General features: G+C 59.0%; 22 protein-coding genes. All 22 read right to left on the bottom strand.

Going from position 1 to position 23,800, the window contains the following annotated elements; translation table 11 throughout:
* The gene (locus GGI48_RS15050; RefSeq protein ID WP_179598969.1) at positions 1-1,611 is read right to left on the bottom strand and encodes an ATP-binding protein; all 1,611 of its coding nucleotides are present in this window, start codon (positions 1,609-1,611) and stop codon (positions 1-3) included.
* Entirely contained in the window at positions 1,604-3,664 is a 2,061-nt protein-coding gene (locus GGI48_RS15045) for a Mu transposase C-terminal domain-containing protein (protein WP_179601995.1), read from the bottom strand. The genes GGI48_RS15050 and GGI48_RS15045 overlap by 8 nt, the downstream gene beginning before the upstream one ends.
* A gap of 13 nt (positions 3,665-3,677) precedes the next feature.
* Positions 3,678-4,505 (bottom strand): TnsA endonuclease N-terminal domain-containing protein, encoded by an 828-nt coding sequence (locus GGI48_RS15040; RefSeq protein ID WP_179598967.1) that lies wholly within the window; start codon positions 4,503-4,505, stop codon positions 3,678-3,680.
* Positions 4,506-4,650: 145 nt separating this feature from the next.
* A complete protein-coding gene (glmS, locus tag GGI48_RS15035; RefSeq protein ID WP_016967478.1) occupies positions 4,651-6,483 on the bottom strand; it encodes a glutamine--fructose-6-phosphate transaminase (isomerizing) in 1,833 nt (610 codons plus the stop codon).
* Positions 6,484-6,493: 10 nt separating this feature from the next.
* Positions 6,494-7,261, bottom strand: a complete 768-nt coding sequence (locus GGI48_RS15030; RefSeq protein ID WP_047306719.1) for a DeoR/GlpR family DNA-binding transcription regulator — start codon at positions 7,259-7,261, stop codon at positions 6,494-6,496.
* A 163-nt stretch (positions 7,262-7,424) separates the two neighbouring features.
* Positions 7,425-8,792: a bifunctional UDP-N-acetylglucosamine diphosphorylase/glucosamine-1-phosphate N-acetyltransferase GlmU gene (glmU, locus tag GGI48_RS15025; RefSeq protein WP_179598965.1), complete on the bottom strand. Its 1,368-nt coding sequence runs from the start codon at positions 8,790-8,792 to the stop codon at positions 7,425-7,427.
* Positions 8,793-8,907: 115 nt separating this feature from the next.
* Positions 8,908-9,333: a F0F1 ATP synthase subunit epsilon gene (locus GGI48_RS15020; RefSeq protein WP_011064380.1), complete on the bottom strand. Its 426-nt coding sequence runs from the start codon at positions 9,331-9,333 to the stop codon at positions 8,908-8,910.
* 45 nt (positions 9,334-9,378) lie between these two features.
* Complete coding sequence (gene atpD / locus GGI48_RS15015) at positions 9,379-10,755, bottom strand: F0F1 ATP synthase subunit beta (RefSeq protein ID WP_007924510.1); 1,377 nt, start codon at positions 10,753-10,755, stop codon at positions 9,379-9,381.
* A 27-nt stretch (positions 10,756-10,782) separates the two neighbouring features.
* Positions 10,783-11,643 carry a F0F1 ATP synthase subunit gamma gene (gene atpG / locus GGI48_RS15010; RefSeq protein WP_016964880.1) on the bottom strand — a complete coding sequence of 287 codons (861 nt, stop codon included), beginning with the start codon at positions 11,641-11,643 and terminating at the stop codon, positions 10,783-10,785.
* 50 nt (positions 11,644-11,693) lie between these two features.
* Positions 11,694-13,238, bottom strand: coding sequence for a F0F1 ATP synthase subunit alpha (atpA, locus tag GGI48_RS15005; RefSeq protein ID WP_016964879.1), 1,545 nt, complete (start codon positions 13,236-13,238; stop codon positions 11,694-11,696).
* A 21-nt stretch (positions 13,239-13,259) separates the two neighbouring features.
* Positions 13,260-13,796 carry a F0F1 ATP synthase subunit delta gene (locus GGI48_RS15000; protein WP_016964878.1) on the bottom strand — a complete coding sequence of 179 codons (537 nt, stop codon included), beginning with the start codon at positions 13,794-13,796 and terminating at the stop codon, positions 13,260-13,262.
* A gap of 12 nt (positions 13,797-13,808) precedes the next feature.
* Positions 13,809-14,279: a F0F1 ATP synthase subunit B gene (locus GGI48_RS14995; RefSeq protein ID WP_011064385.1), complete on the bottom strand. Its 471-nt coding sequence runs from the start codon at positions 14,277-14,279 to the stop codon at positions 13,809-13,811.
* Positions 14,280-14,336: 57 nt separating this feature from the next.
* On the bottom strand, positions 14,337-14,594 hold the full coding sequence (atpE, locus tag GGI48_RS14990) for a F0F1 ATP synthase subunit C (protein WP_002555987.1): 258 nt from the start codon (positions 14,592-14,594) through the stop codon (positions 14,337-14,339).
* A 134-nt stretch (positions 14,595-14,728) separates the two neighbouring features.
* Positions 14,729-15,601: a F0F1 ATP synthase subunit A gene (gene atpB, locus GGI48_RS14985; protein ID WP_047306721.1), complete on the bottom strand. Its 873-nt coding sequence runs from the start codon at positions 15,599-15,601 to the stop codon at positions 14,729-14,731.
* Positions 15,602-15,617: 16 nt separating this feature from the next.
* The gene (locus GGI48_RS14980; RefSeq protein WP_016964883.1) at positions 15,618-16,025 is read right to left on the bottom strand and encodes a F0F1 ATP synthase subunit I; all 408 of its coding nucleotides are present in this window, start codon (positions 16,023-16,025) and stop codon (positions 15,618-15,620) included.
* Positions 16,026-16,173: 148 nt separating this feature from the next.
* Positions 16,174-17,046, bottom strand: a complete 873-nt coding sequence (locus tag GGI48_RS14975) for a ParB/RepB/Spo0J family partition protein (protein ID WP_047306723.1) — start codon at positions 17,044-17,046, stop codon at positions 16,174-16,176.
* 9 nt (positions 17,047-17,055) lie between these two features.
* Positions 17,056-17,853 (bottom strand): ParA family protein, encoded by a 798-nt coding sequence (locus tag GGI48_RS14970; protein ID WP_016964885.1) that lies wholly within the window; start codon positions 17,851-17,853, stop codon positions 17,056-17,058.
* Positions 17,854-17,871: 18 nt separating this feature from the next.
* Positions 17,872-18,507: a 16S rRNA (guanine(527)-N(7))-methyltransferase RsmG gene (gene rsmG, locus GGI48_RS14965; protein WP_179601993.1), complete on the bottom strand. Its 636-nt coding sequence runs from the start codon at positions 18,505-18,507 to the stop codon at positions 17,872-17,874.
* Between the two features lie 5 nt (positions 18,508-18,512).
* Complete coding sequence (gene mnmG, locus GGI48_RS14960; RefSeq protein WP_047306791.1) at positions 18,513-20,405, bottom strand: tRNA uridine-5-carboxymethylaminomethyl(34) synthesis enzyme MnmG; 1,893 nt, start codon at positions 20,403-20,405, stop codon at positions 18,513-18,515.
* 560 nt (positions 20,406-20,965) lie between these two features.
* Positions 20,966-21,298, bottom strand: a complete 333-nt coding sequence (locus tag GGI48_RS14955) for a hypothetical protein (protein WP_047306725.1) — start codon at positions 21,296-21,298, stop codon at positions 20,966-20,968.
* 128 nt (positions 21,299-21,426) lie between these two features.
* Positions 21,427-22,248: a phytanoyl-CoA dioxygenase family protein gene (locus tag GGI48_RS14950; protein WP_016967092.1), complete on the bottom strand. Its 822-nt coding sequence runs from the start codon at positions 22,246-22,248 to the stop codon at positions 21,427-21,429.
* A 48-nt stretch (positions 22,249-22,296) separates the two neighbouring features.
* A complete protein-coding gene (locus GGI48_RS14945) occupies positions 22,297-23,685 on the bottom strand; it encodes an amino acid permease (protein WP_016967091.1) in 1,389 nt (462 codons plus the stop codon).
* Positions 23,686-23,800 lie beyond the last annotated feature (115 nt).

Raw genomic sequence — 23,800 nt, 5'->3', positions numbered from 1 at the left:
TCAGCTCGCTCTCAGCAGAGGCCGCAGATCAAGGATCAGGCCAGCCTGTTTGAATCTGTCGTAGACCTCACTGACAAGCCCATCGGCATAACGTCTACGCAGATCCTCCTCGGATAGGCGTCCCCATTCCGTCCGCTTAACCCTAGAAATGCTGGGCCTCTTGGGAACCTCCTGCGCGAGGTAGGCCGTAGCCTTGTGGATCAGGGCCGCCAGCGGGATACCCGGATTCTCCGCCAACAGTTCGTCGGCCATGGGAATCGCAATATCCCTTGGGATTTCCATTTCTTCGAGCAGGGCGGCCATCCGCTTGGCCTTATCATCAGCCAGAGGTGCTGGCGGTTTCGATTGGGCGACGTTATCCAGAGAACGAGTCAGGATCAGCAACCGCCCCTCGATCTCTGGCATCAGCAGGTCGTCATATTTGGCGATCAGTTCGGGTCTACCGCTCCGCAAGGCCGCCAGCATCGGATGGACCGGTTTGAACTCGTCCTCGAAAACCTTCCGCAACAACAGCGGCTTGATGCACTCGACGCCTGTCACTATCGCCCGGATCTGCGCCAGCGCGAACAGCTTGATGACGATGTCCATGACCCCTTGGGTGAGGTCATACATGGTCGATTCCAACTCGTCGTCCAGCGGCACCACATTTCGCAGCCACTGGTACTTCCAGAGCCGCTTCAATAGGCGCTTCCAGTGCTCGTCCCGAGGCAACCTATCCCAACGGATGCTACCCAGCCCGGAGACCCGCCGAGCAGCCCGGAAAGTGCGTTGAAAGAACTTACTGGCCCGGTGAGTGCCGACCTGAATGATCGGAACACCAATAGTATTCACCAGCGACACGAAGAAATTATGCATCTTCTCGGCACCACCGGAGCGTGCCTCGTTGAGATTCTGAACCTCGTCGATTATCAGCACACCGAGTGCGTGCAGGTTGGCTACTTGACACATGGATGCCAGCAGGCGTTTGGTTCCCAACTTCTTGCGCCCGTGGCTACGGCTGTAGTGAGTACCCAGGATCTTGTCTACCTCGTTGAAGAAGCTCAGGCACAGCTCATCTAGGTCGCCATCGATGGGGCAGTCGACCTTCAGGTAAACCAATTGAGTGATGTTGTAGTCAGGGTGATGGAGGGCCCGGGGGTACATACCCAAAATCCGCTCTAGCGTGCGCGTCTTACCGCAACCGGAGCAGCCAAACAGCGACAGGCTGCTGGCCGTGGAGGAAACGCTCTGGTACACCGCCGCATCTAGATCCTCTTCCTCTAACCGGCGATAGCCATTCTGCATGTGCGCATACCAAGCGCCACTGGCCGGATTTCGACCAATGTAGCCCTGACGAACCATCAAGCTAATCTTGCTCTCCAGTTCCAGGTGGTGACTCAGCGGCTGGAAAAAGCCGTGCAACAGGCGGGCGATAGCATGAGCCCTGAGTCGACCATCCAGAAGCGCCTCCTGCGGCGCGAAACTGGGAAGCTGCTGCAATAGGTTGACCACCTCCTGCAGATCAGGAATCGGAGGTAATGCGCAGATGAGCGGATTTTCCTGATATTCGGGCAACTGCTGTTCCTGGTAACGCGCCAGAGGAATGACTCCGCGCTGGAGTTCTTCAGTCATCCTCTTCCTCCTTGAATATCAGATCGCTGAGATCTGGGAAGGCATAATCTTCCTGCTTCTCGCTCCGCAGATGGATCACCTCGGCTGGCTTCTCCTGCTGCACTTTCTTCGGTTTGAATGCAGTTTTCTGGCGTTCCTGACGCTTTTCCTGCTGCTTGTTCTCGCGGATCTGGGTTCCCAGATCCTTCTTGGTCATACCTGTTTTGACCGGACTGGCATCCTCTGCCTGGGCAACGATGGACTCAATATGCCCCAGAAGCTTTCCTCTCTCCACCAAGGCTTCCGCCGCCGCGTTGGCATCGCTACGCCGCTCCTCTCTGGACAGCAGCCAGACATCCCAGAAGGTCATCCCTCTAAAACGTCGACTGCGGTCAGCACGATCGCAAATCCAGTAATCCTTGAGACTATTGGATGGCCGCAGGTAGATGTGGTCGGCGCTACGCGGATCATATGCGACCGTTACCACTGCCGGCCGGCGCCCCTGGCCTCGGTGGAACCAACCCTCCCTGAGTGCCTTCTGACAGGTGTAGAAGCAGCCGAATAGCCTGATTCCCAGCTCCGAAACCGTGGCCGACTCATGGGGCAACAGGTTGATCCGCACCAGTTCCTCGGGCGCAGTACGCAACCGGCCGGTCAGGTTGGCCAAGCCCCAGTTCCACAGCATGACCGGGATGGCCGGCAGATCGCCCGGCATCCCCGCAGCCCTGTCGTATTTGCTCAACGTGTGGAAGTTGTTGTGGTAGAGAATCCCGGCAATGATGATCTGCGTGAACTCGGGCAAGGTCAGACTGGCGTCAAGCCTGTAGTCGTGGCCACCTCGTTTCCGGCTAGTGGTGTCCTCGACCACACCGTGGGCGTAGGGTTTGAAACGCTCCTGCATCGTCCGGAAATAACGCTCGACGATGCCCTTTGCATCCCCTCGTCTGGCCGGTGCGTTCTCGATACGAACGCCGAAGGCTTGGGAAAATGCTTCCACCTTGGTGCCGTTCAGTTCGCCCTTGTCGGCCAGCACCACATCCGGTAAGCCTTTGACCGGCCAGTCTCCAGCATCGATCTCCACACCATACTGGCGACAATATTCGACCTTGTCGGCAACCGTGTTGGCCAATGCCACCATGGCGCTTATCCAGGAAGGGCCCTCGAATCCAACGTACATACCGACCACCATGCGGCTGAACACGTCGATAACCATGTAAACGACAGGCCTGCCGACGATAAGGCTGCGATCATGTTCTGAAACCAGATAGATATCGGCGATGGTGGCATCTATCTGGTAGCGGTATCCGGGCCCCAATGTCTCGGTCGTCGATGTGCTGCTGATCGGCCGGAAGTCCTTGGCAAAATCCACAGCGGACATCCTGCGTGGCAAAGTGTCGGTGAAGTGATATTCGCGCCCATAGAAGTAACGGAACTGTCCCAATGTAGGCAGTTCGGAGATCGGCAGCTCCGGCAGAACAGCACGGAGCAGGTTCAACCCGGAGGCGTAGGCATCAGGAATGGACGAATGTTTTTCCTTGAGCAAGCGTTCTTCGATGACCCGGCGAAAAATGCGCTCGACATCCGGAGTGACATTGCTCCCTTTCCCCTCCATCACCACTCTAGGCCTGCCCAGTTTGGCCTGGCTCGGCTTTCGGCGCTTACCACGGGCGCCCGAGTTTACATAGTCCGGCAAGAGGGCGTTCCTGCACATGCCTCGCTGCCAGTAGCGCCTCAGTAACCTGTACACCGTCTGCTTGGTGACACCATGATGCTCCATTATGCCTCTGACAATGAGCCCTCTGGGGCGCCGCACGAAAAGCTGGGGATCGTGCACAAAATCCGCCAACATTGCCCAAGCTTCATCACGCTTCAGTTGATCAAGGGAACCTTCCTCCACCTCCCGTAGGACTGTCTCCTCGAAGGGATCGGCAATACTCTCCAACTCCCGCTCCATGAGCAGCCGCTCCAGCTCTGCAACCGATATCGGTTCGGGCAGCGCCGTGTCCGAATCGATATTGATCCAGACTGCCTGCTCGGTACCGGACCAGAGCAGGCGCTTTCGCAGTTCCCCAATCAGGAACACCTGATTAACGGGCAACACTGCTCAGCTCCTGATGCATTTGATGAAGGTTGGCAACTAGGTCTTTCGGCTTCAGTTCCCGGTAAGGGGTGTCAAGATCGAAAAGGAAACAGTGCCGAGCCAGCAGCTGGCGTAGCCAGTAGAGCGCCTGACCGGTCTCCAGTTGACCGGAGGTATCCAGGCCTTGGGCAATAGCGATCAGCTTCCGGTCTGGGTGACGCTGAAACTCGCACAAAAACAGCTGCTGGTAGTGTGCGAGATCGTCCTGAGCGATATCGCCTTCAGCATGGGCAGGATAGAGCCATTGGATATTGGCAAATGCCACCCTGGATACCTCACGTTCCGTGACGATGGCCCAGGGAATACCTTTTTCCTGCCAGTAGCGCCTTTCAAGCTCAAGCCTTTCGATGACTTCAGGCTCCTGCAGATCGGCACTGTACTTGGCCTGAATCGCGACGGTCGGCCGCTGGGGGGTATCGAAATCCACCAGGAAATCGCTGGTCAGAATCTGTGGGGTGTCCTGATAGCGACCATGGGCAAGGCCAAGCTCCTCGGCGATGCGTACCGTATCTTCGACACGCATCGGAAACTGTTCACGGATATCGGTGACATGGGGAGACCGATCCAACGTGAGGAAGATAGCCAGTTCAAGATCGGATAGAAGATGGTGTAGACGTCGGGTCTTGCTGCCGGGCAAGCGGTGGGAACGTCCCAGCGAGGACACATCCCTGGTGTATATGAACGGCTTGTAGTCCGGTCCCTGGCCTTGGCCACGACCGTCCTTAAGCCTTCTGTCGATCTGGGCCTGGGTCAGGCCCTTGAATGTTCCGGACATGAGAAAGCCTGCACCCGCTGTGTCGATAACCTAAACATAGCGGATGCAAGCTTGGGATGAAGCTTTATTTGTAAGGATGGTTCTTTATTTATACAGATGAAACTTTATTTGCATCCCACATGTCTGACGGACAGCTGTGGATAACTCACTCCACGGTCACCGACTTGGCCAGGTTGCGCGGCTGGTCGACGTCGGTGCCCTTGAGTACGGCAACGTAGTAGGACAGCAGCTGCAACGGGATGGTGTAGAGGATCGGCGAGAGGATGTCGTGGATGTGCGGCATCTGGATCACGTGGGTGCCTTCGCCATTGGTCATGCCGGCTTGTTCGTCGGCAAACACGATCAGCTCGCCGCCACGGGCCCGCACTTCCTGCAGGTTGGACTTGAGCTTTTCCAGCAGTTCGTTGTTCGGCGCCACGGTGACCACCGGCATGTCGTTATCCACAAGGGCCAGCGGGCCGTGCTTGAGCTCACCGGCCGGGTAGGCTTCGGCGTGGATGTAGGAGATCTCCTTGAGCTTGAGCGAGCCTTCCATTGCCACCGGGTACTGGGCGCCACGGCCGAGGAACAGGGTGTGGTGCTTGTCGGCGAACAGCTCGGCGGTCTTTTCCACCACGCTGTCCATGGCCAGGGCTTCGCCCAGGCGGATCGGCAGGCGACGCAGTTCTTCCACCAGCTCGGCTTCGACGCCGGCGGCCAGGGTGCCGCGCACCTGACCCAGGGACAGGGTCAGCAGCAGCAGGCCCACCAGTTGGGTGGTGAAGGCCTTGGTCGAGGCCACGCCGATTTCGCGACCGGCCTGGGTCAGCAGGGTCAGGTCGGACTCACGCACCAGCGAGCTGATGCCGACGTTGCAGATCGCCAGGCTGGCCAGGAAACCCAGCTCCTTGGCGTTGCGCAGGGCGGCCAGGGTGTCGGCGGTTTCACCGGACTGGGAAATGGTCACGAACAGGGTGTCGGGCTGCACCACTACCTTGCGATAACGGAACTCGCTGGCCACTTCCACCTGGCACGGAATGCCGGCCAGTTCTTCCAGCCAGTAACGGGCCACCATGCCGGCGTGGTAGCTGGTGCCGCAGGCAACGATCTGCACATTGCGCACCTTGGCGAACAGCTCGGCGGCTTGCGGACCGAAGGCCTGGACCAGCACCTGATTGGCGCTCAGGCGGCCTTCCAGGGTGCGTTGCACCACGGATGGCTGCTCGTGGATTTCCTTGAGCATGAAGTGGCGGAACTCGCCCTTCTCCGCCGCTTCGGCGCCATCGCGGTACTGCACCGCCTCGCGCTCCACGGCCTGGCCGTCGATGTCCCAGATCTGCACGCTGTCGCGGCGGATCTCGGCGATGTCGCCTTCTTCCAGGTACATGAAGCGGTCGGTGACCTGGCGCAGGGCCAGTTGGTCGGAGGCGAGGAAGTTTTCCCCCAGGCCCAGGCCGATCACCAGCGGGCTGCCGCTGCGGGCCGCGACCAGACGGTCCGGCTGGCTGGCGCTGATCACCGCCAGGCCATAGGCACCGTGCAGTTCCTTGACCGTGGCCTTGAGCGCCACGGTGAGGTCGCCCAGGTCCTTGAGCTTGTGATCCAGCAGGTGGGCGATGACTTCAGTGTCGGTGTCCGAGGTGAACGCGTAGCCCAGGGCGCTGAGTTGCGCGCGCAGGGCTTCGTGGTTCTCGATGATGCCGTTGTGCACGATCGCCAGGTCGCCGGAGAAATGCGGGTGCGCGTTACGCTCGCACGGCGCGCCATGGGTGGCCCAGCGGGTGTGGGCGATGCCCAGGCGGCCCACCAGCGGCTCGCCGGCCAGGGCCTGTTCCAGTTCGCTGACCTTGCCCGGGCGACGCATGCGCTCGAGCTTGCCGGCGTTGGTGTAGACCGCCACACCGGCGCTGTCGTAGCCGCGGTATTCGAGGCGCTTGAGGCCTTCCAGCAAAATGGCGGTGATATTGCGTTCAGCAACGGCGCCAACAATTCCACACATGGTTTTTCTCCTAGCTGACAGCCGCGCAAATCAGAGTTATGCCGCGGGCCTGGATTTGGTCGCGGACCTCTAAGGGCAGGCGATCATCGGTAATGAGGGTATGGACGCTGCTCCATGGCAGCTCCAGGTTGGGAATCTTGCGGCCGATCTTGTCGGATTCGACCATCACCACCACTTCACGAGCCACTTCGGCCATGACCCGGCTCAACCCCAGCAATTCGTTGAAGGTGGTGGTGCCACGGGCCAGATCGATGCCGTCGGCACCGATAAACAACTGGTCGAAGTCGTATGAGCGTAGAACCTGTTCGGCCACCTGGCCCTGAAAGGACTCGGAATGCGGGTCCCAGGTGCCGCCGGTCATCAACAGCACCGGTTCGTGCTCCAGCTCGCTCAGGGCGTTGGCCACATTCAGCGAGTTGGTCATCACCACCAGGCCCGGCTGCAGGCCCAGTTCAGGGATCATCGCGGCGGTGGTGCTGCCGCTGTCGATGATGATCCGCGCGTGTTCGCGAATGCGCTGCACCGCGGCGCGAGCAATCGCCTGCTTGTAGAGAGACACCGGCTGGCCGAGGTCGCTGACCAGTTCCTGGGGCATGGTGATGGCGCCGCCATAGCGCCGCAGCAACAGGCCGTTGCTCTCCAGGGCGGCCAGATCCTTTCGAATCGTAACTTCAGAGGTTTCGAAACGCTTGGCCAGGGCATCCACGCTCACTTCGCCCTGTTCATTGAGCAAGGCGAGGATGTTGTGGCGGCGTTGAGGAGTATTGCGTTTCGACATGGCGGCTTAAGTTTCGATTCGAAAGATAACAGGCGCAATAAAAACCTATGATCGAAACTTCGTCAAGCGGGGGACGTGAAAAAATTCGCCGGCAAGCCGGCTCCTACACCCATCGGTAGGAGCCGGCTTGCCGGCGAACAGGGTTCCACGGTTGTGGATAACCTCAGTCTTTCTTGATCTTCTCCGGCCGCTTCCAGCCGTCGATGTTCTTCTGCCGCGCCCGCCCCACCGCCAGCTGGGCTGGAGCCACATCCTGGGTGATGGTGGAACCGGCGGCGGTGGTGGCGCCGGACAAGATATCCACAGGCGCCACCAGGGAGTTGTTGGAGCCGATGAACACGTCTTCGCCCATCACGGTCTTGTGCTTGTTCACCCCGTCGTAGTTGCAGGTGATGGTGCCGGCGCCGATGTTGGTGCGGGCGCCGATCACCGCGTCGCCCAGGTAGGTCAGGTGACCGGCCTTGGCGCCCTGGCCCAGGTGGGCATTCTTCAGTTCGACGAAGTTACCCACATGGGCACGGGCCTCCAGCACAGTGCCGGGACGCAGGCGGGCGAACGGGCCGGCATCGCTGCCCTCGCCCATGACTGCGCCGTCGAGGTGGCTGTTGGCCTTGATCACCACGCCCTTGCGCAGGGTGCTGTCCTTGATCACGCAGTTGGGGCCGATCACCACGTCGTCCTCGATCACCACCCGGCCTTCGAGAATCACGTTGATGTCGATCAGCACGTCGCGGCCGACCGTGACTTCGCCACGCACATCAAAACGTGCCGGGTCGCGCAGAGTCACGCCCTGGGCCATCAGCCGGCGCGCGGCGCGCAGTTGGTAGTGGCGCTCCAGCTCGGCCAGTTGCTTGCGGTCGTTGGCGCCCTGCACTTCCATGGCGTCGTCTGGCTGTTCGGTGGCAACGATCAGGCCGTCGCTGACCGCCATGGCGATCACGTCGGTGAGGTAGTACTCGCCCTGGGCGTTGTTGTTGGACAGGCGGCCGGTCCAGTCGCCGAGGCGTTTGCCGGGCACCGCGAGAATCCCGGTGTTGCCTTCGGTGATCGCGCGCTGGGCCTCGTCGGCATCCTTCTGCTCGACAATGGCGGTGACCTTGCCACTGGCGTCACGGACAATGCGCCCGTAGCCGGTCGGGTCATCCAGCTCGACGGTGAGCAGGCCCAGTTGCTCTGGCCCCGCTTGCTTGAGCAGGCGCTGCAGGGTCTCGACTTCGATCAGCGGCACGTCGCCGTAGAGGATCAGCACCGTGTCGGCGGTAATGAAAGATACGGCCTGGGCCACGGCGTGGCCGGTGCCCAGTTGCTTGTCCTGCAACACGAAATTCAGGTCATCGGCCGCCAGGCGCTCGCGCACCGCATCCGCACCGTGGCCGATCACCACGTGGATGCGCTGTGGATCGAGTTGCCGGGCGCTGTGGATAACATGCCCGAGCATGGAGTTGCCGGCGACCGGATGCAGTACCTTGGGCAGCGCCGAGCGCATGCGGGTGCCTTGACCTGCGGCGAGGATAACGATTTCGAGAGACATGACTGGCTACCAATCCTGGGGGGCCGGCGACTGCGACCAAGGGGGGTGAATGGCGGAAAATAAAAAGGGTAGCCGAGGCTACCCTTTTTAAGCAATCACACAGAAAGCCTGCGACTTAGCCGCCGAACTTCTTGCGGATCTGCTGGACGGTACGCAGCTGAGCTGCGGCCTCGGCCAGACGTGCAGCAGCAGAACCGTAGTCGAAATCTGCGCCTTTTTCATTCAGGGCCTTCTCAGCAGCCTTGACGGCTTCCTGAGCGGAGGCTTCGTCCAGGTCGGCAGCACGTTGCACGGTGTCGGCAAGAACCTTGACCATGTTCGGCTGAACCTCGAGGAAACCACCGGAGATGTAGAACACCTCGGCTTCCCCGCCCTGCTTGATCAAGCGGATCGGACCTGGCTTCAGGTTGGTGATCAGCGGTGCGTGACCCAGAGCGATACCAAGATCACCCAGCTCACCGTGCGCAACCACCATCTCCACCAGACCGGAGAAGATTTCCCCTTCCGCGCTGACGATATCGCAATGGACTGTCATAGCCATCTGCTTGCCTCAACCTAAATTAGCGCCCGTTGCCGGGCGCCGGGATTACAGTTTCTTGGCTTTCTCGATCGCTTCTTCGATGCCGCCGACCATGTAGAACGCTTGTTCTGGCAGGTGGTCGTAGTCACCGTTGAGGATGCCTTTGAAGCCCGCGATGGTGTCTTTCAGGGAAACGTATTTGCCTGGAGAACCCGTGAAGACTTCAGCCACGAAGAACGGCTGCGACAAGAAGCGCTGGATCTTACGAGCGCGGGATACCAACTGCTTGTCGGCTTCCGACAGCTCGTCCATACCCAGGATCGCGATGATGTCCTTCAGCTCTTTGTAACGCTGCAGTACGTATTGAACGCCGCGAGCGGTCTCGTAGTGCTCGTTGCCGATCACGTTCGGGTCCAGCTGACGGGAAGTCGAGTCCAGTGGGTCTACCGCTGGGTAGATACCCAGGGAAGCGATGTCACGGGACAGAACGACGGTGGCGTCCAAGTGGGCGAAGGTGGTCGCTGGCGACGGGTCGGTCAAGTCGTCCGCAGGTACGTATACCGCTTGGATCGAGGTGATCGAGCCTTGCTTGGTCGAAGTGATACGTTCTTGCAGAACGCCCATCTCTTCAGCCAGGGTCGGCTGGTAGCCTACTGCGGAAGGCATACGGCCCAGCAGTGCGGATACTTCGGTACCGGCCAGGGTGTAACGGTAGATGTTGTCGACGAACAGCAGAACGTCGTTACCTTCGTCACGGAACTTCTCGGCCATGGTCAGGCCGGTCAGTGCTACGCGCAGACGGTTTCCTGGTGGCTCGTTCATCTGGCCGTAGACCAGAGCAACCTTGTCCAGAACGTTGGAATCCTTCATCTCGTGGTAGAAGTCGTTACCCTCACGAGTACGCTCACCCACACCGGCGAACACGGAATAACCGCTGTGCTCGATGGCGATGTTACGGATCAGTTCCATCATGTTTACGGTCTTGCCTACACCGGCACCACCGAACAGACCAACTTTACCGCCCTTGGCGAACGGGCAAACCAGGTCAATTACCTTGATCCCGGTTTCCAGCAGGTCGTTGCCGCCTGCCTGTTCTGCGAAGGAAGGAGCTGGACGGTGGATACCCCAACGCTCTTCTTCACCGATAGGACCGGCTTCGTCGATTGGGTTGCCCAGTACGTCCATGATCCGGCCCAGGGTCGCTTTACCGACCGGTACGGAGATGGCTGCGCCAGTGTTGTTGACGTCCAGACCGCGCTTCAAGCCTTCGGTGGAGCCCATCGCAATGGTACGCACCACGCCGTCGCCCAGCTGCTGCTGAACTTCCAGAGTGGTTTCGGCGCCTTGAACCTTCAAGGCGTCGTAGATGCTCGGTACGCTGTCGCGTGGAAATTCCACGTCGATAACGGCGCCGATGATTTGAACGATACGTCCGCTACTCATAGCTGGATCCTCTGAATATTTGAACCGTTAAACCGCGGCAGCGCCGCCGACGATTTCCGAGATCTCTTGGGTGATCGCAGCCTGACGCGCCTTGTTGTAGATCAGCTGCAAATCGCTGATCAAGTCACCGGCGTTGTCGGTAGCGTTCTTCATTGCGATCATCCGCGCGGCTTGTTCAGCTGCGTTGTTCTCGACCACCGCCTGGTAGACCTGCGACTCCACGTAACGGACCATCAAGCCGTCCAGCAGCTCCTTGGCATCCGGTTCGTAGAGATAGTCCCAGTGGTGCTTGAGTTCTTGATCCGGGGTTGCCTCCAGTGGAATCAACTGCTCCACGGTCGGCTGCTGAGTCATGGTGTTGATGAACTTGTTGGATACCACGGACAGGCGGTCAATCCGGCCTTCCAGGTACGCATCCAGCATCACCTTGACGCTGCCGATCAGATCGTTGATCGACGGCTCTTCACCCAGATGGCTGATAGCTGCTACGACGTTACCGCCGAAGTTGCGGAAGAAGGCCGCACCCTTGCTACCGACCACACACAGATCGATCTCGACGCCTTGTTCGCGGTTTACCGCCATGTCCTTGACCAGGGCCTTGAACAGGTTGGTGTTCAAGCCACCACACAGACCACGGTCACTGCTCACCACGATATAACCGACGCGCTTGATAGCACGGTCGATCATGAACGGGTGACGATATTCCGGGTTGGCGTTGGCCAGATGACCAATAACCTGGCGGATGCGCTCCGCATAAGGACGGCTAGCAGCCATGCGCATTTGTGCCTTGCGCATTTTGCTGACCGCCACTTTTTCCATGGCGCTGGTAATTTTTTGCGTGCTTTTGATGCTCGCAATCTTACTGCGAATCTCTTTTGCGCCTGCCATGTAACACCTATCAGGTTAGCAAGCGGGAGCCTTGCGGCTCCCGCTGCGGCTTACCAGGTTTGGGTGGCTTTGAACTTCTCGATACCGGCTTTGAGGCCAGCGTCGATTTCGTCGTTGAAGTCACCCTTCACGTTGATCTTCGCCATCAGGTCGGCGTGATCGCGGTTGAAGTAAGCAATCATGGCCTGTTCGAAGCTACCAACTTTGGCAATCTCGACGTCCGTCAGGAAGCCACGTTCAGCGGCGTACAGGGACAAGGACATGTCGGCGATGGACATCGGCGCATATTGCTTCTGCTTCATCAGCTCGGTAACGCGCTGACCATGCTCAAGTTGCTTACGGGTCGCTTCGTCCAGGTCAGAAGCGAACTGGGCGAATGCCGCCAGTTCACGGTACTGAGCCAGAGCGGTACGGATACCACCGGACAGCTTCTTGATGATCTTGGTCTGAGCGGCACCACCCACACGGGATACCGAAACACCGGCGTTCACAGCAGGACGGATCCCGGAGTTGAACATGGCCGATTCCAGGAAGATCTGACCGTCGGTGATGGAGATCACGTTGGTCGGAACGAACGCGGAAACGTCGCCAGCCTGGGTTTCGATGATCGGCAGAGCGGTCAGGGAACCGGTCTTGCCAGTCACTGCGCCGTTGGTGAACTTCTCTACGTACTCTTCGGAAACGCGGGAAGCGCGCTCCAGCAGACGGGAGTGGAGATAGAACACGTCACCTGGGTAGGCTTCACGGCCTGGTGGACGGCGCAGCAGCAGGGAAATCTGGCGGTAAGCCACTGCTTGCTTGGACAGATCGTCATAAACGATCAGCGCGTCTTCACCGCGGTCGCGGAAGTATTCGCCCATGGTGCAACCGGAGTACGGTGCCAGGAATTGCAGTGCTGCCGATTCCGAAGCACTGGCCGCCACGATGATGGTGTTAGCCAGAGCGCCGTTTTCTTCCAGCTTGCGAACCACGTTGGCGATGGTCGATTGCTTCTGACCGATCGCTACGTATACGCAGAAAATGCCGCTGTCTTTCTGGTTGATGATCGCGTCGATCGCCAGAGCGGTCTTACCGATCTGACGGTCACCGATGATCAGCTCACGCTGGCCACGGCCGACAGGGATCATGGCATCGACAGCCTTGTAGCCAGTCTGTACAGGCTGGTCTACCGACTTACGCCAGATCACGCCTGGAGCAACTTTCTCGACCGCGTCGGTCTCGGTGTTGTTCAGCGGACCTTTGCCGTCAACTGGGTTACCCAGTGCGTCGACTACGCGACCCAGCAGTTCCTTACCAACCGGAACTTCGAGGATGCGGCCGGTGCACTTGGCGCTCATGCCTTCAGCCAGAGTGGTGTAAGCGCCCAGTACTACGGCACCTACAGAATCTTGCTCAAGGTTGAGGGCCATACCGTAGACGCCGCCCGGAAACTCGATCATCTCGCCGTACATAACGTCGGCCAGACCGTGAATCCGCACGATGCCGTCAGATACGCTGACGACAGTGCCTTCGTTACGGGCTTGGGAGGTCACATCGAGCTTGTCGATGCGGCCCTTGATAATTTCACTTATTTCGGAAGGATTGAGTTGCTGCATTGCTCTGCTGCCCCTTCAAACTCAAGATTTCAATGCTTCGGCAAGGTTCGCGAGTTTGCCGCGAATCGAGCCATCGATAACCAGGTCGCCGGCGCGGATTACGACGCCACCAATAAGGCTGGCATCCTCCGCAGCGTGCAGTCGCACTTCCCGGCCGAGCCGTGCACTGAGAACCTTGGCGAGTTTGTCTTGCTGTTCTTGGTTCAATGCGAACGCACTGGTCACATCCACATCCACCGATTTCTCTTGCTCGGCCTTGTACAGGTCGAACAGAGCGGAGATCTCCGGCAACAGCAGGAGACGGTCGTTTTCGGCGGCAACGTGAATGAAATTCTGTGCCTGTGCATCAAACTTGTCGCCACACACTTCGATAAAAGTGTTGGCCTTTTCTGCGCTCGTCAGTCGCGGGGCCTTAAGCACGCGCTGCATGGTGTCATCTTGTGACACCGCTGCAGCCAGGCCGAGCATGGCTGACCAAGAGGCCAGCTGCTGGTGGGCCTGAGCGTGCTCGAAGGCCGCCTTAGCGTAAGGTCGGGCCAACGTGGTCAGTTCTGCCATGATCGCCCTCGCTTAAATTTCAGCAGCCAGTTTGTTAACCAGCTCTGCGTGCGCGTTTTGATCGATTGTGGCACCCAGGATCTTCTCTGCGCCGTTGACTGCCAGGCTACCCAGTTGGGCACGCAGCGCGTCTTTGACACCGTTCAGTTCCTGTTCGATCTCGGCCTGAGCCTGAGCCTTCACACGTTCAGCTTCGACACGAGCCTGTTCACGGGCTTCGTCGACGATCTGAGAACCGCGCTTCTTGGCTTGCTCGATGATTTCAGCTGCCTGAGCTTTAGCTTCGCGCAGTTGCTGACCCGCTTTATCTTGGGCCAGTTCCAGGTCACGAGCTGCTCGGCTGGCAGCGTCCAGTCCATCCGCGATCTTCTTTTGACGTTCGTGCAAAGCAGCAATGACCGGAGGCCAAATGAACTTCATGCAGAACAATACAAAAATTAAGAACGCAACGGACTGGCCAATCAGGGTTGCATTAATGTTCACGCCAACACCTCGCTCGTTCGTTGTCCGTCACACCAATCAACTCGAATACTCGAGTGATTAGCCAGCGAGTTGACCAACGAAGGGGTTTGCGAAGGTGAAGAACAGAGCGATACCAACACCGATCATGGTTACGGCGTCGAGCAGACCGGCAACGATGAACATTTTAACTTGCAGCATTGGAACCATTTCTGGTTGACGCGCAGCGCCTTCCAGGAACTTGCCGCCCAGCAGGCCGAAACCAATTGCGGTACCCAGTGCGCCCAGGCCGATCAACAGTGCAACAGCGATAGCGGTTAGACCAACTACAGTTTCCATCTTTCCTCCCGACTTTTACGTCGTATGGTTTAGGTTTTTTAGATTAAAGCGGTAAAACAAATCGTTTCATCAAGCCCGAGAAGGGCACCCCTCTCGCCGCAACGAGAGGGACATCAGACTGGCCGAAACCGGTCTTAATGGTTCTCTTCGTGTGCCATCGACAGGTAGACGATGGTCAGCATCATGAAGATAAAGGCCTGCAGGGTGATGATCAGGATGTGGAACACCGCCCACGCCCATTGCAGGACTACACCCATGCCGCTGAGCCACAGCAGGCCGCTGCCGAACATCACAGCGATCAGGATGAACACCAGTTCGCCGGCATACATGTTGCCGAACAGACGCAGTGCCAGAGAGATTGGCTTGGCTACCAGGGTCACGAACTCCAGCAGGAAGTTCACCGGAATCAGCAGCGCCTGAACCAGGATGTTCTTGCTGCCGAACGGATGCAGGGTCAGTTCGCCGATGAAACCGCCGATGCCCTTGACCTTGATGCTGTAGAAAATGATCAGCGCGAACACCGACAGGGCCATGCCCAGGGTGGCGTTCGGATCAGTGGTGGAAACAGCACGGAATGGAATGTGCTGATCGCCCGAGATCAACATGGCCAGTTGTGGAATCCAGTCCACGGGTACCAGGTCGATGGCGTTCATCAGGAACACCCAGACGAAAATGGTCAGTGCCAGCGGTGCGATCACCGGGCTGCGACCGTGGAAACTGTCCTTCACGCTGCCATCGACGAAGCCAACCATGACTTCAACGAAGTTCTGCAAAGCGCCCGGCACGCCGGAAGTCGCCTTCTTGGCCGCCATGCGGAACAGAAGAATGAAGATCACACCCAGTGCGACAGACCAGCCGAGGGTATCGACGTGGAATGCCCAGAAGCCCATTTGCTTGGCTTCTGCTGCGGAGTGGGCAAAGCCCCAGCTCCCATTGGGTAGCTGACCGAAGGTCAGGTTCTGCAAGTGGTGCTGGATATAGCCCGAAGCGGTTGTTTCTGCTGACATGGTTGCCTCAAACGCCCTAAGGTCTCGAAAGTCTTGTTCTCATTAGCAGGGGAGCGAACCAGCTGACCAGTTGGGTCAGCACGAAGACGCCGAATACAGCCAGCGGCGCCAATGGCTTCACACCTGCGAACGTCAGTGCAAACAGCACAGCCGTCAAAATCAGTTTGCCCGCCTCACCGGCATAAAAAGACCGGACGATGGCTTGGGCCGCTCGGGCGCCGGAAAACCGAAATGCCCTGTGAGCGAAATACACATTGGGTAGCAAGGCTATCAGTCCTCCGCAAAGGCCTGAGTATCCGGCTACGACTCCACGCCATTGCCAGAGCGCCAGAGCGGCTATCAGTAGAATGACCAACTGAGCCAATAAAACCGGGAAAACCGCCAAGCGATGAAACGGCAAGCGGTTTGGCGTGCGGGTTTCCATCGCTCTTGCTCCTCAAGGGTCGGCTGCCAGAATTCAATAACTTGGCATAATTTGTGCCGACAAAATGCGCGCAGAGTATAGGGGCGGTTCAGCCCCTATTCAACTGCCGGGTAGTGATTTCCGACTGCGCGCTACATAAGGAAATGTTTCAGCGGATGTGGGCAAGGACGCCTTGCAGCTCATCCAGGGAGTTGTAGCCGATCACCAGCTGTCCCTTGCCCTTCTTTCCGTGGCGGATCTGCACCGCAGAGCCTAGGCGCTCGGCCAGACGCTGCTCGAGACGGGCGATATCCGGGTCTGGCTTGACCGGTTCAGCAGGCTCCTGTTTACCGCTCAGCCACTGGCGAACCAGGGCCTCGGTCTGACGCACGGTGAGGCCTCGTGCGACAACGTGTCGCGCCCCTTCAACCTGTTGATTTTCCGGCAATCCGAGCAAGGCACGGGCATGACCCATTTCCAGGTCGCCGTGGGACAACATGGTCTTGATCACTTCCGGCAAGGCAATCAGGCGCAGCAGGTTGGCCACGCTGACACGGGACTTGCCCACCGCTTCGGCGACCTGTTGCTGAGTCAGCTGGAACTCCTGCTGCAGGCGCTGCAGGGCCACGGCTTCCTCGATGGGATTGAGGTCTTCGCGCTGGATGTTCTCGATCAATGCCATGGCGATGGCGGTTTCATCCGGCACATCGCGAACCATGGCCGGGATGGTTTCCTGGCCGGCCTGCTGGCTGGCGCGCCAGCGGCGTTCGCCGGCAATGATCTCGAAACGACCACCACCGATGGGGCGCACCACGATCGGCTGCATCACGCCCTGGGTCCTGATGGAGTTCGCCAGTTCTTCCAGCGCTTGAGGATCCATGTCCCGGCGCGGCTGATACTTGCCGCGCTGGATCAGGTCCAGGGGCAGGTGCTGTAACTCGCGCTGGTCAGCCTGCACCGCTTGTTCTTCAAGGGCGCTGACAGTCGGACCACTCAGCAGTGCATCCAGTCCACGTCCGAGACCTCTTTTCTTGACGGCCATGGGGATTCCTTAAGTTGGCTGGGCGGCTGCGGCGCGGGATTGTTTACGTTGCCGGCGAACCATCTCGCCCGCCAGGGCCAGATAGGCCAGCGCGCCACGGGATTGTTTGTCGTACGCCAATGCCGGCATGCCGTAGCTCGGCGCCTCGGCCAAACGGATGTTGCGCGGAATCACGGTGTCGTACAGCTGATCACCAAAGTGTTCCTTGAGCTGTGCGGAAACATCGTTCATCAGGCTCAGTCGCGGATCGAACATGGTCCGCAGCAAGCCTTCGATCTTCAGCTCCGGATTGAGCAGCTCGGCGATACGCTTGATGTTATCCACAAGGTCGCTCAAGCCTTCCAGCGCGTAGTACTCACACTGCATGGGGATAATGACCCCATCGGCGGCCACCAGCGCGTTGAGGGTGAGCATCGACAGCGACGGCGGGCAGTCGATCAGAATGTAGTCATAGTTCTCGCGGATCGGCGCCAGGGCGCTGCGCAGACGGCTTTCCTTCATCTGCATTTCCAGCAGAACCACTTCCGCGGCGGTCAGGTCGCGGTTGGCCGGCAGCAGTTGATAACCGCCGTGCTCGGAGAAATGCATGGCCTGGGCCAGGTCGCACTCACCGATCAGCAGGTCATAGACCGAGTTTTCCAAACCGTGTTTATCCACACCGCTACCCATGGTGGCGTTGCCCTGTGGATCAAGATCGATCAACAGCACCCGGCGCTTGGTCGCTACCAGGGATGCTGCGAGGTTGATGCAGGTGGTGGTCTTGCCCACGCCACCTTTCTGGTTCGCTATCGCGAATACCTTAGCCATTCTTGCTTGTGTTCCCAATCATGCCGTGCGGCGCAGTATCAGCAGATGGCGTTGGCCTTGGCAACCGGGTACGGCCAAGGCGTGTTCGCTATCGAGGTGGAAGTCTGCCGGCAATGCTAACAGCTCATCCGAGGGATGGACGCCCTTCATTGCCAGCCAGCGTGTATCGCGGTCGCCCAGGTGGCGGGTCCAGCTGGTGAAGTTCTCCATGCTGCTGAACGCCCGGGAAATGATCCCGTTGAATGGCAGTTCAGGGGTGAAGGCTTCGACCCGGCTGTGGATAACTTGCAGGTTGTCCAGCTTCAGTTCGAGTTTGACCTGAGTCAGGAAGCGGGTTTTCTTGCCGTTGCTGTCCAGACAGGTGACTTGCGACTCGGGAAACAGGATCGCCAGCGGGATACCGGGCATCCCGCCGCCGCTACCAACATCCAGCCAGCGGCCGTTTTCGATGAACGACATCACGCTCAGGCTATCGAGCAGATGGCGAGAGACCATTTCGTCGGGATCGCGCACCGCGGTCAGGTTGTAGGCCTTGTTCCACTTGATCAACAGGGCCAGGTAACCCAGCAGCTGTTCGTGCTGGGTTGGGCTCAGATTGACACCGAGCTGGCGAGCGCCTGTGGATAACTCATCCGCGTGTTGTGGGGTGACCATAGAACTCAAGCGCTTTGCTCCAACTGACGGCCGGCGCCGCGTTTTTTCAGGTGAATCATCAACAGGGAAATGGCCGCCGGGGTAACGCCCGGGATTCGCGATGCCTGGCCCAGGGTTTCCGGACGGGTAGCGCCGAGCTTGCTCTGGATTTCCTTCGACAGCCCGGAAATGCCGGTGTAATCGATATCCACAGGCAGTTTGGTGTCTTCACTGGCGCGCAGACGGGCAATTTCATCCTGCTGACGATCGATGTAGCCGGCGTACTTGGTCTTGATCTCGACCTGTTCCGCGACTTGTGGATCTTCAGCGCCCTGCCCGGTCACTTCGACCAGACCAGCGTAGTCGATTTCCGGACGGCTCAGCAGATTCAACAGGTTGTACTCATGAGTCAGCGGCGTGCCGAATTTCTGGGCAATGGCATCGCCCTGTTCGGTGCCCGGACGGACCCAAGTCGACTTCAAGCGCTGCTCTTCCTGGGCGATGCCTTCGCGTTTCTTGCAGAAAGCGGCCCAGCGCACGTCATCCACCAGCCCCAGTTCGCGACCCTTTTCGGTCAGGCGCAGGTCGGCGTTGTCTTCCCGCAGAATCAGGCGGTATTCGGCCCGGGAAGTGAACATCCGATACGGTTCCTGGGTACCCAAAGTGATCAGGTCATCCACCAGCACACCGATATAGGCCTCATCGCGACGCGGGCACCAGCTGTCTTTGCCCTGGGCACGCAGTGCGGCGTTGGCTCCGGCCAGCAAACCCTGGGCGCCGGCTTCTTCGTACCCGGTGGTGCCGTTGATCTGGCCGGCGAAGAACAGGCCGCCGATGACCTTGGTTTCCAGGCTGTATTTCAAATCCCGCGGATCGAAGTAGTCGTATTCGATGGCATAACCCGGGCGCACGATGTGTGCGTTTTCCATGCCGCGGATCGATTGCACGATCTGCAACTGCACGTCGAACGGCAGGGATGTGGATATCCCGTTCGGGTACAGCTCATGAGTGGTCAGGCCTTCCGGCTCGATGAAGACCTGATGGCTTTCCTTGTCGGCAAAGCGATGGATCTTGTCTTCGATCGACGGGCAATAACGCGGGCCAATGCCTTCGATCACTCCGGAGTACATCGGCGAACGGTCGAGGTTCGAGGCGATGATCTCGTGGGTGCGGGCATTGGTGTGGGTAATCCAGCAACTGACCTGTTGCGGATGCTGTTCTTTGGAACCCAGGAACGACATCACCGGAATCGGCGTATCCCCAGGCTGTTCGGTCATGACCGAGAAATCCACAGAACGGCCATCGATGCGTGGCGGAGTACCGGTTTTCAGGCGGCCGACCCGCAGTGGCAACTCCCGCAGACGTTGTGCAAGGGCGATCGAGGGTGGATCACCTGCGCGACCGCCGGAGTAGTTCTGCATTCCAATGTGGATAAGTCCGCCGAGGAAGGTGCCGGTGGTCAGCACCACCGATTCGGCGAAGAACCGCAGTCCCATCTGAGTGACCACGCCCCGCACCTGATCCTGTTCGACGATCAGGTCATCAGCGGCTTGTTGAAATATCCACAGGTTGGGCTGGTTCTCGAGAATCTCGCGTACTGCGGCCTTGTACAGAACGCGGTCGGCCTGGGCGCGGGTTGCGCGCACGGCAGGGCCTTTGCGGCTGTTCAACACACGAAACTGAATACCACCTTTATCGGTAGCCATGGCCATCGCGCCGCCGAGGGCATCGATTTCCTTGACCAGATGGCTTTTGCCGATCCCACCAATCGCGGGATTGCAGCTCATTGCTCCGAGGGTTTCCACGTTATGCGTCAGCAACAGGGTTTTGGCCCCCATGCGTGCTGATGCAAGTGCTGCCTCGGTACCGGCATGACCGCCGCCGATGACGATCACTTCAAAACGGGAAGGGAAATCCACCACGCACCTCGTGCCTGCTTCAAGTAGGAGTAATTAGGAGTAGTTGTCGGGTTGGTTTTTGGACCAAGGCGGCAAGTATAGGGACTTAGCCCTTCCTAAAGAACCCTTTGCACAAAATTTAACCAGCTGTGGATGAATCACGGTCAATAGAAATTAAAAGAGAGAAATTTATTAAATCCTTGTTTTTATGTTTATTCTTATGCACACGCCTTTCTGTGGATAGATTGCTACAGGCCTTTATATTCAATATGTACAGAGGTTTTAAACTCTGTGATTAGGTAGCCAGGAGGCCCTTGGATAAGCGCTTTAAACCTGTGGATGAATGGGGTGGTTATCCACAGAGGTGGTTTTCCTCAGTTTTGAAGCCTGGTTATCAACCGAGCTGAAGGGCAGTTATTCACAGGGCTTAATCCACAGAAAACATCCATGTCGAGGGAAACTCAGGCACAGGTCGACCTTGTTGTAGCCTCAACGGCGACAACGGATCGATCAGGGAGGGGGAGAAACAGACAGGCTGCGCGAGCCTGTCTGTGGATAACACCAGGTGATGATTGCAGCGGTTACTCGGGGCGCTTGGCCAGGCGAGCTTGTATCCACCAACTCAACCCCAGCGTGACAATGACCAGGACCAGCCAGTACTTCTTCAAGCCAGCCTTGGCGCTATCGAGCTTCGAGGCGCTGGCCATGTCATTGCCCGCCAGAGATGGGTTCGTCGAGATCCCGTCGCTCAAGCTTTCAGCTTCAACCTCTGGGGAGTTCTGGGCCGAAACGGCGGACGGCTCGAAGGCGGCGACACCCTCCGCCACAGGCGCCTGATCCGAGGGAAGTTGAGCCCAGCTGCCTTGGCAGACAAGGGCCAGAGCCAGTACCGCGAGATAGCTACAAAAGCGCATAAACACCCTTCCATCCATTTGATAGCAGCGACCGCGGATGCTGGCCGGGGCTTGTACGAATGAATATCAGCTGATTCCGATTCTGCCGGCGGCCTCAAGCCGCTGATCCGCCGGTTTCTGAACCGGCTTCATTTGCCCTGGGATGTCCACAAGCAAGGGAAAAGCTCATGTTCCATCGGCGCTCCGGCAGGCAGAGCCGTGGCCAGCCCCGGAAACTCGGGCGAGGTGCGCCAGGGGCGGGGGGCATGACGCATGTCCTCCCCCAGAAAACGCAGCGAAAATGCCCGCCGCCGGCGATCGCCCCCCACACCGCCAGAGGCGTGCAGGGTGAGCATGTGGAAGAACACCGCGTCCCCGGGTTCCAGGGCCCAGCCGAGGATATTGAAGGCCGAGCGATCGGCTTCGATGTCCGGCAGGTCCGCCAGACTGCCTTCGGGAAACCATTTGGCCTGATTGTCCAGAAAGGTTCGCGGCATCAGCCAGGGACCACGGTGGGAACCGGCGACAAACTCCAGTGTGGACGCCCGCGTTACCGGGTCCACGGGCATCCACATGCTGCAGTTTTGTTGTCCTTCGACGTTGTAGTACGGCTGATCCTGATGCCAGGGCGTGGGTTGCCGAGTGTTGGGTTCCTTGACCAGCAGGTGATCGTGATACAGCCGCACCTTGTCGCTTTGCATCAGCTGGCTGGCGACATGGCCTACTCGGCTGTTGAAGATGAAGCGCCTGTAGTCGGGGTTGTCCTGCCAGTTGCAGAAGTCCTCGAAGAACCAGCCAGGATCATCCGCCTGGCTAGCGACCTTGGCCCGCTCGCTGGGGCTGGCCAGGTTGTGTTCGATCCCCCGCTCCAGCAGCGCCACTTCGTCGGCACTGAACAGCTGGCGAATACACACGGCGCCATCGCGCTGAAACGCCTCGATGGTTGAGGGGGGCAGGTGGAACGCTTGCATGGTGTTTTCCTTTTCATCCAATGGAGGGCGGCACAACGGCCGGGAGCTTCAATCCGGGAGGGGCACATCAGTGAGGGCAGTGTGCGGCCTGATCCATATCCAGTAGGCCAGTGACAGCAAGGCCAGCCAGCCGACACCGACATAAAGCGCCAGGCGGGTTTGCGCAAAGGCGCCGAGCACCCCAAAGATGAACAGCATGAAGAGCACCGCGCAGACCTGGCCAGCGGCGCCAAAAGGTACGGGAAAGCCCAGGGCGGCGATTTCTTCCGGGGTCATGCTACGGCGCATGGCCATCTGCGAGAGCAGGATCATCAGCCAGACCCAGACCACCGAGAAGGTCACCAGCGAAGCGAACACCAGGAACAACTCCTCGGGCACCAGGTAGTTGAGCAAGACACCGAACAGCAGAGCCACCGACATCACCAGCACCGTCATCCAGGGCACCCCGAAGCGCGAGGTGCTGGCAAACGCCGCCGGGGCCTGGCCGATCGCCGCCATGCCGTACATCATGCGGCCGGCACTGAAAATGTCGCTGTTGATCGCCGAGAACACCGCGGAGATCACCACCAGGTTCAGTACCGTTGCCGCCGAATTTATCCCCAGGCCGCTGAAGATCTGCACGAAGGGACTGCCCTGGCTGCCGATACCGGACCAGGGAAACAGCATCAGCAACACCAGCAGGGTCAGGATGTAGAAGATCAGAATCCGCAGTGGCACGGAGTTGATCGCTTTGGGAATCATGCGTTGCGGGTCCTTGGCTTCGCCCGCCGTGATGCCGATGACCTCGATCCCGCCAAAGGCGAACATGACAATGGTGAACGAGGCGATCATGCCCTCCAGGCCATTGGGGAAAAAACCGCCATAGGCCCACAGGTTGCTCAGGCCCACAGAATGCTGCCCGTCGCCCAGCTGGATACCGAAAAGCAGCACCGCAAAGCCACCGCCGATCATTGCGATGATCGCCGCGACCTTGAGCAGCGATAGCCAGAATTCCATTTCGCCAAAGATCCGCACACTGCACAGGTTCAAGGCGCCGATCCCCAGCACGATGCTGAGCACCCAGATCCAGCGGGGCGTATCGGGGAACCACAGGCTCATGTAGACACCAAAGGCGGTGACGTCCGCCAGGCACACCATGAGCATCGAAAAAGCATAACTCCAGCCGGTGAGAAACCCCGGAAAGCGTCCCAGATAACAGCTGGCGTAATGGCCGAAGGAACCCGATACCGGGTTTCTGACAGCCATTTCCCCCAAGGCGCGCATGGTCAGGTAGATCGCCGCTCCGCCGATCAGATACGCCAGCAATACCGAAGGACCGGCCTGCTTGATGGCGGCCGCCGAACCGTAGAACAACCCGGTGCCGATGGCTGAACCCAGCGCAATGAAGCGGATGTGCCGGGTGCTCAAGCCACGGTTTAATGCAGTCGTGCTAGCCATTTCTGTTCCTTGAATGCCGGACTGTCGATCCCATCGGCGTCCATCGGCCGACCCAGGGGCTATTTCCTCAGGTGTACAAACCTGTACATCTGCCAGGATGCAAATCAGGTACCAC

Source organism: Pseudomonas protegens, assembly GCF_013407925.2.
Lineage (GTDB): Bacteria > Pseudomonadota > Gammaproteobacteria > Pseudomonadales > Pseudomonadaceae > Aquipseudomonas > Aquipseudomonas fluorescens_AP.
This window is presented reverse-complemented; position numbering and strand designations above follow the sequence as displayed.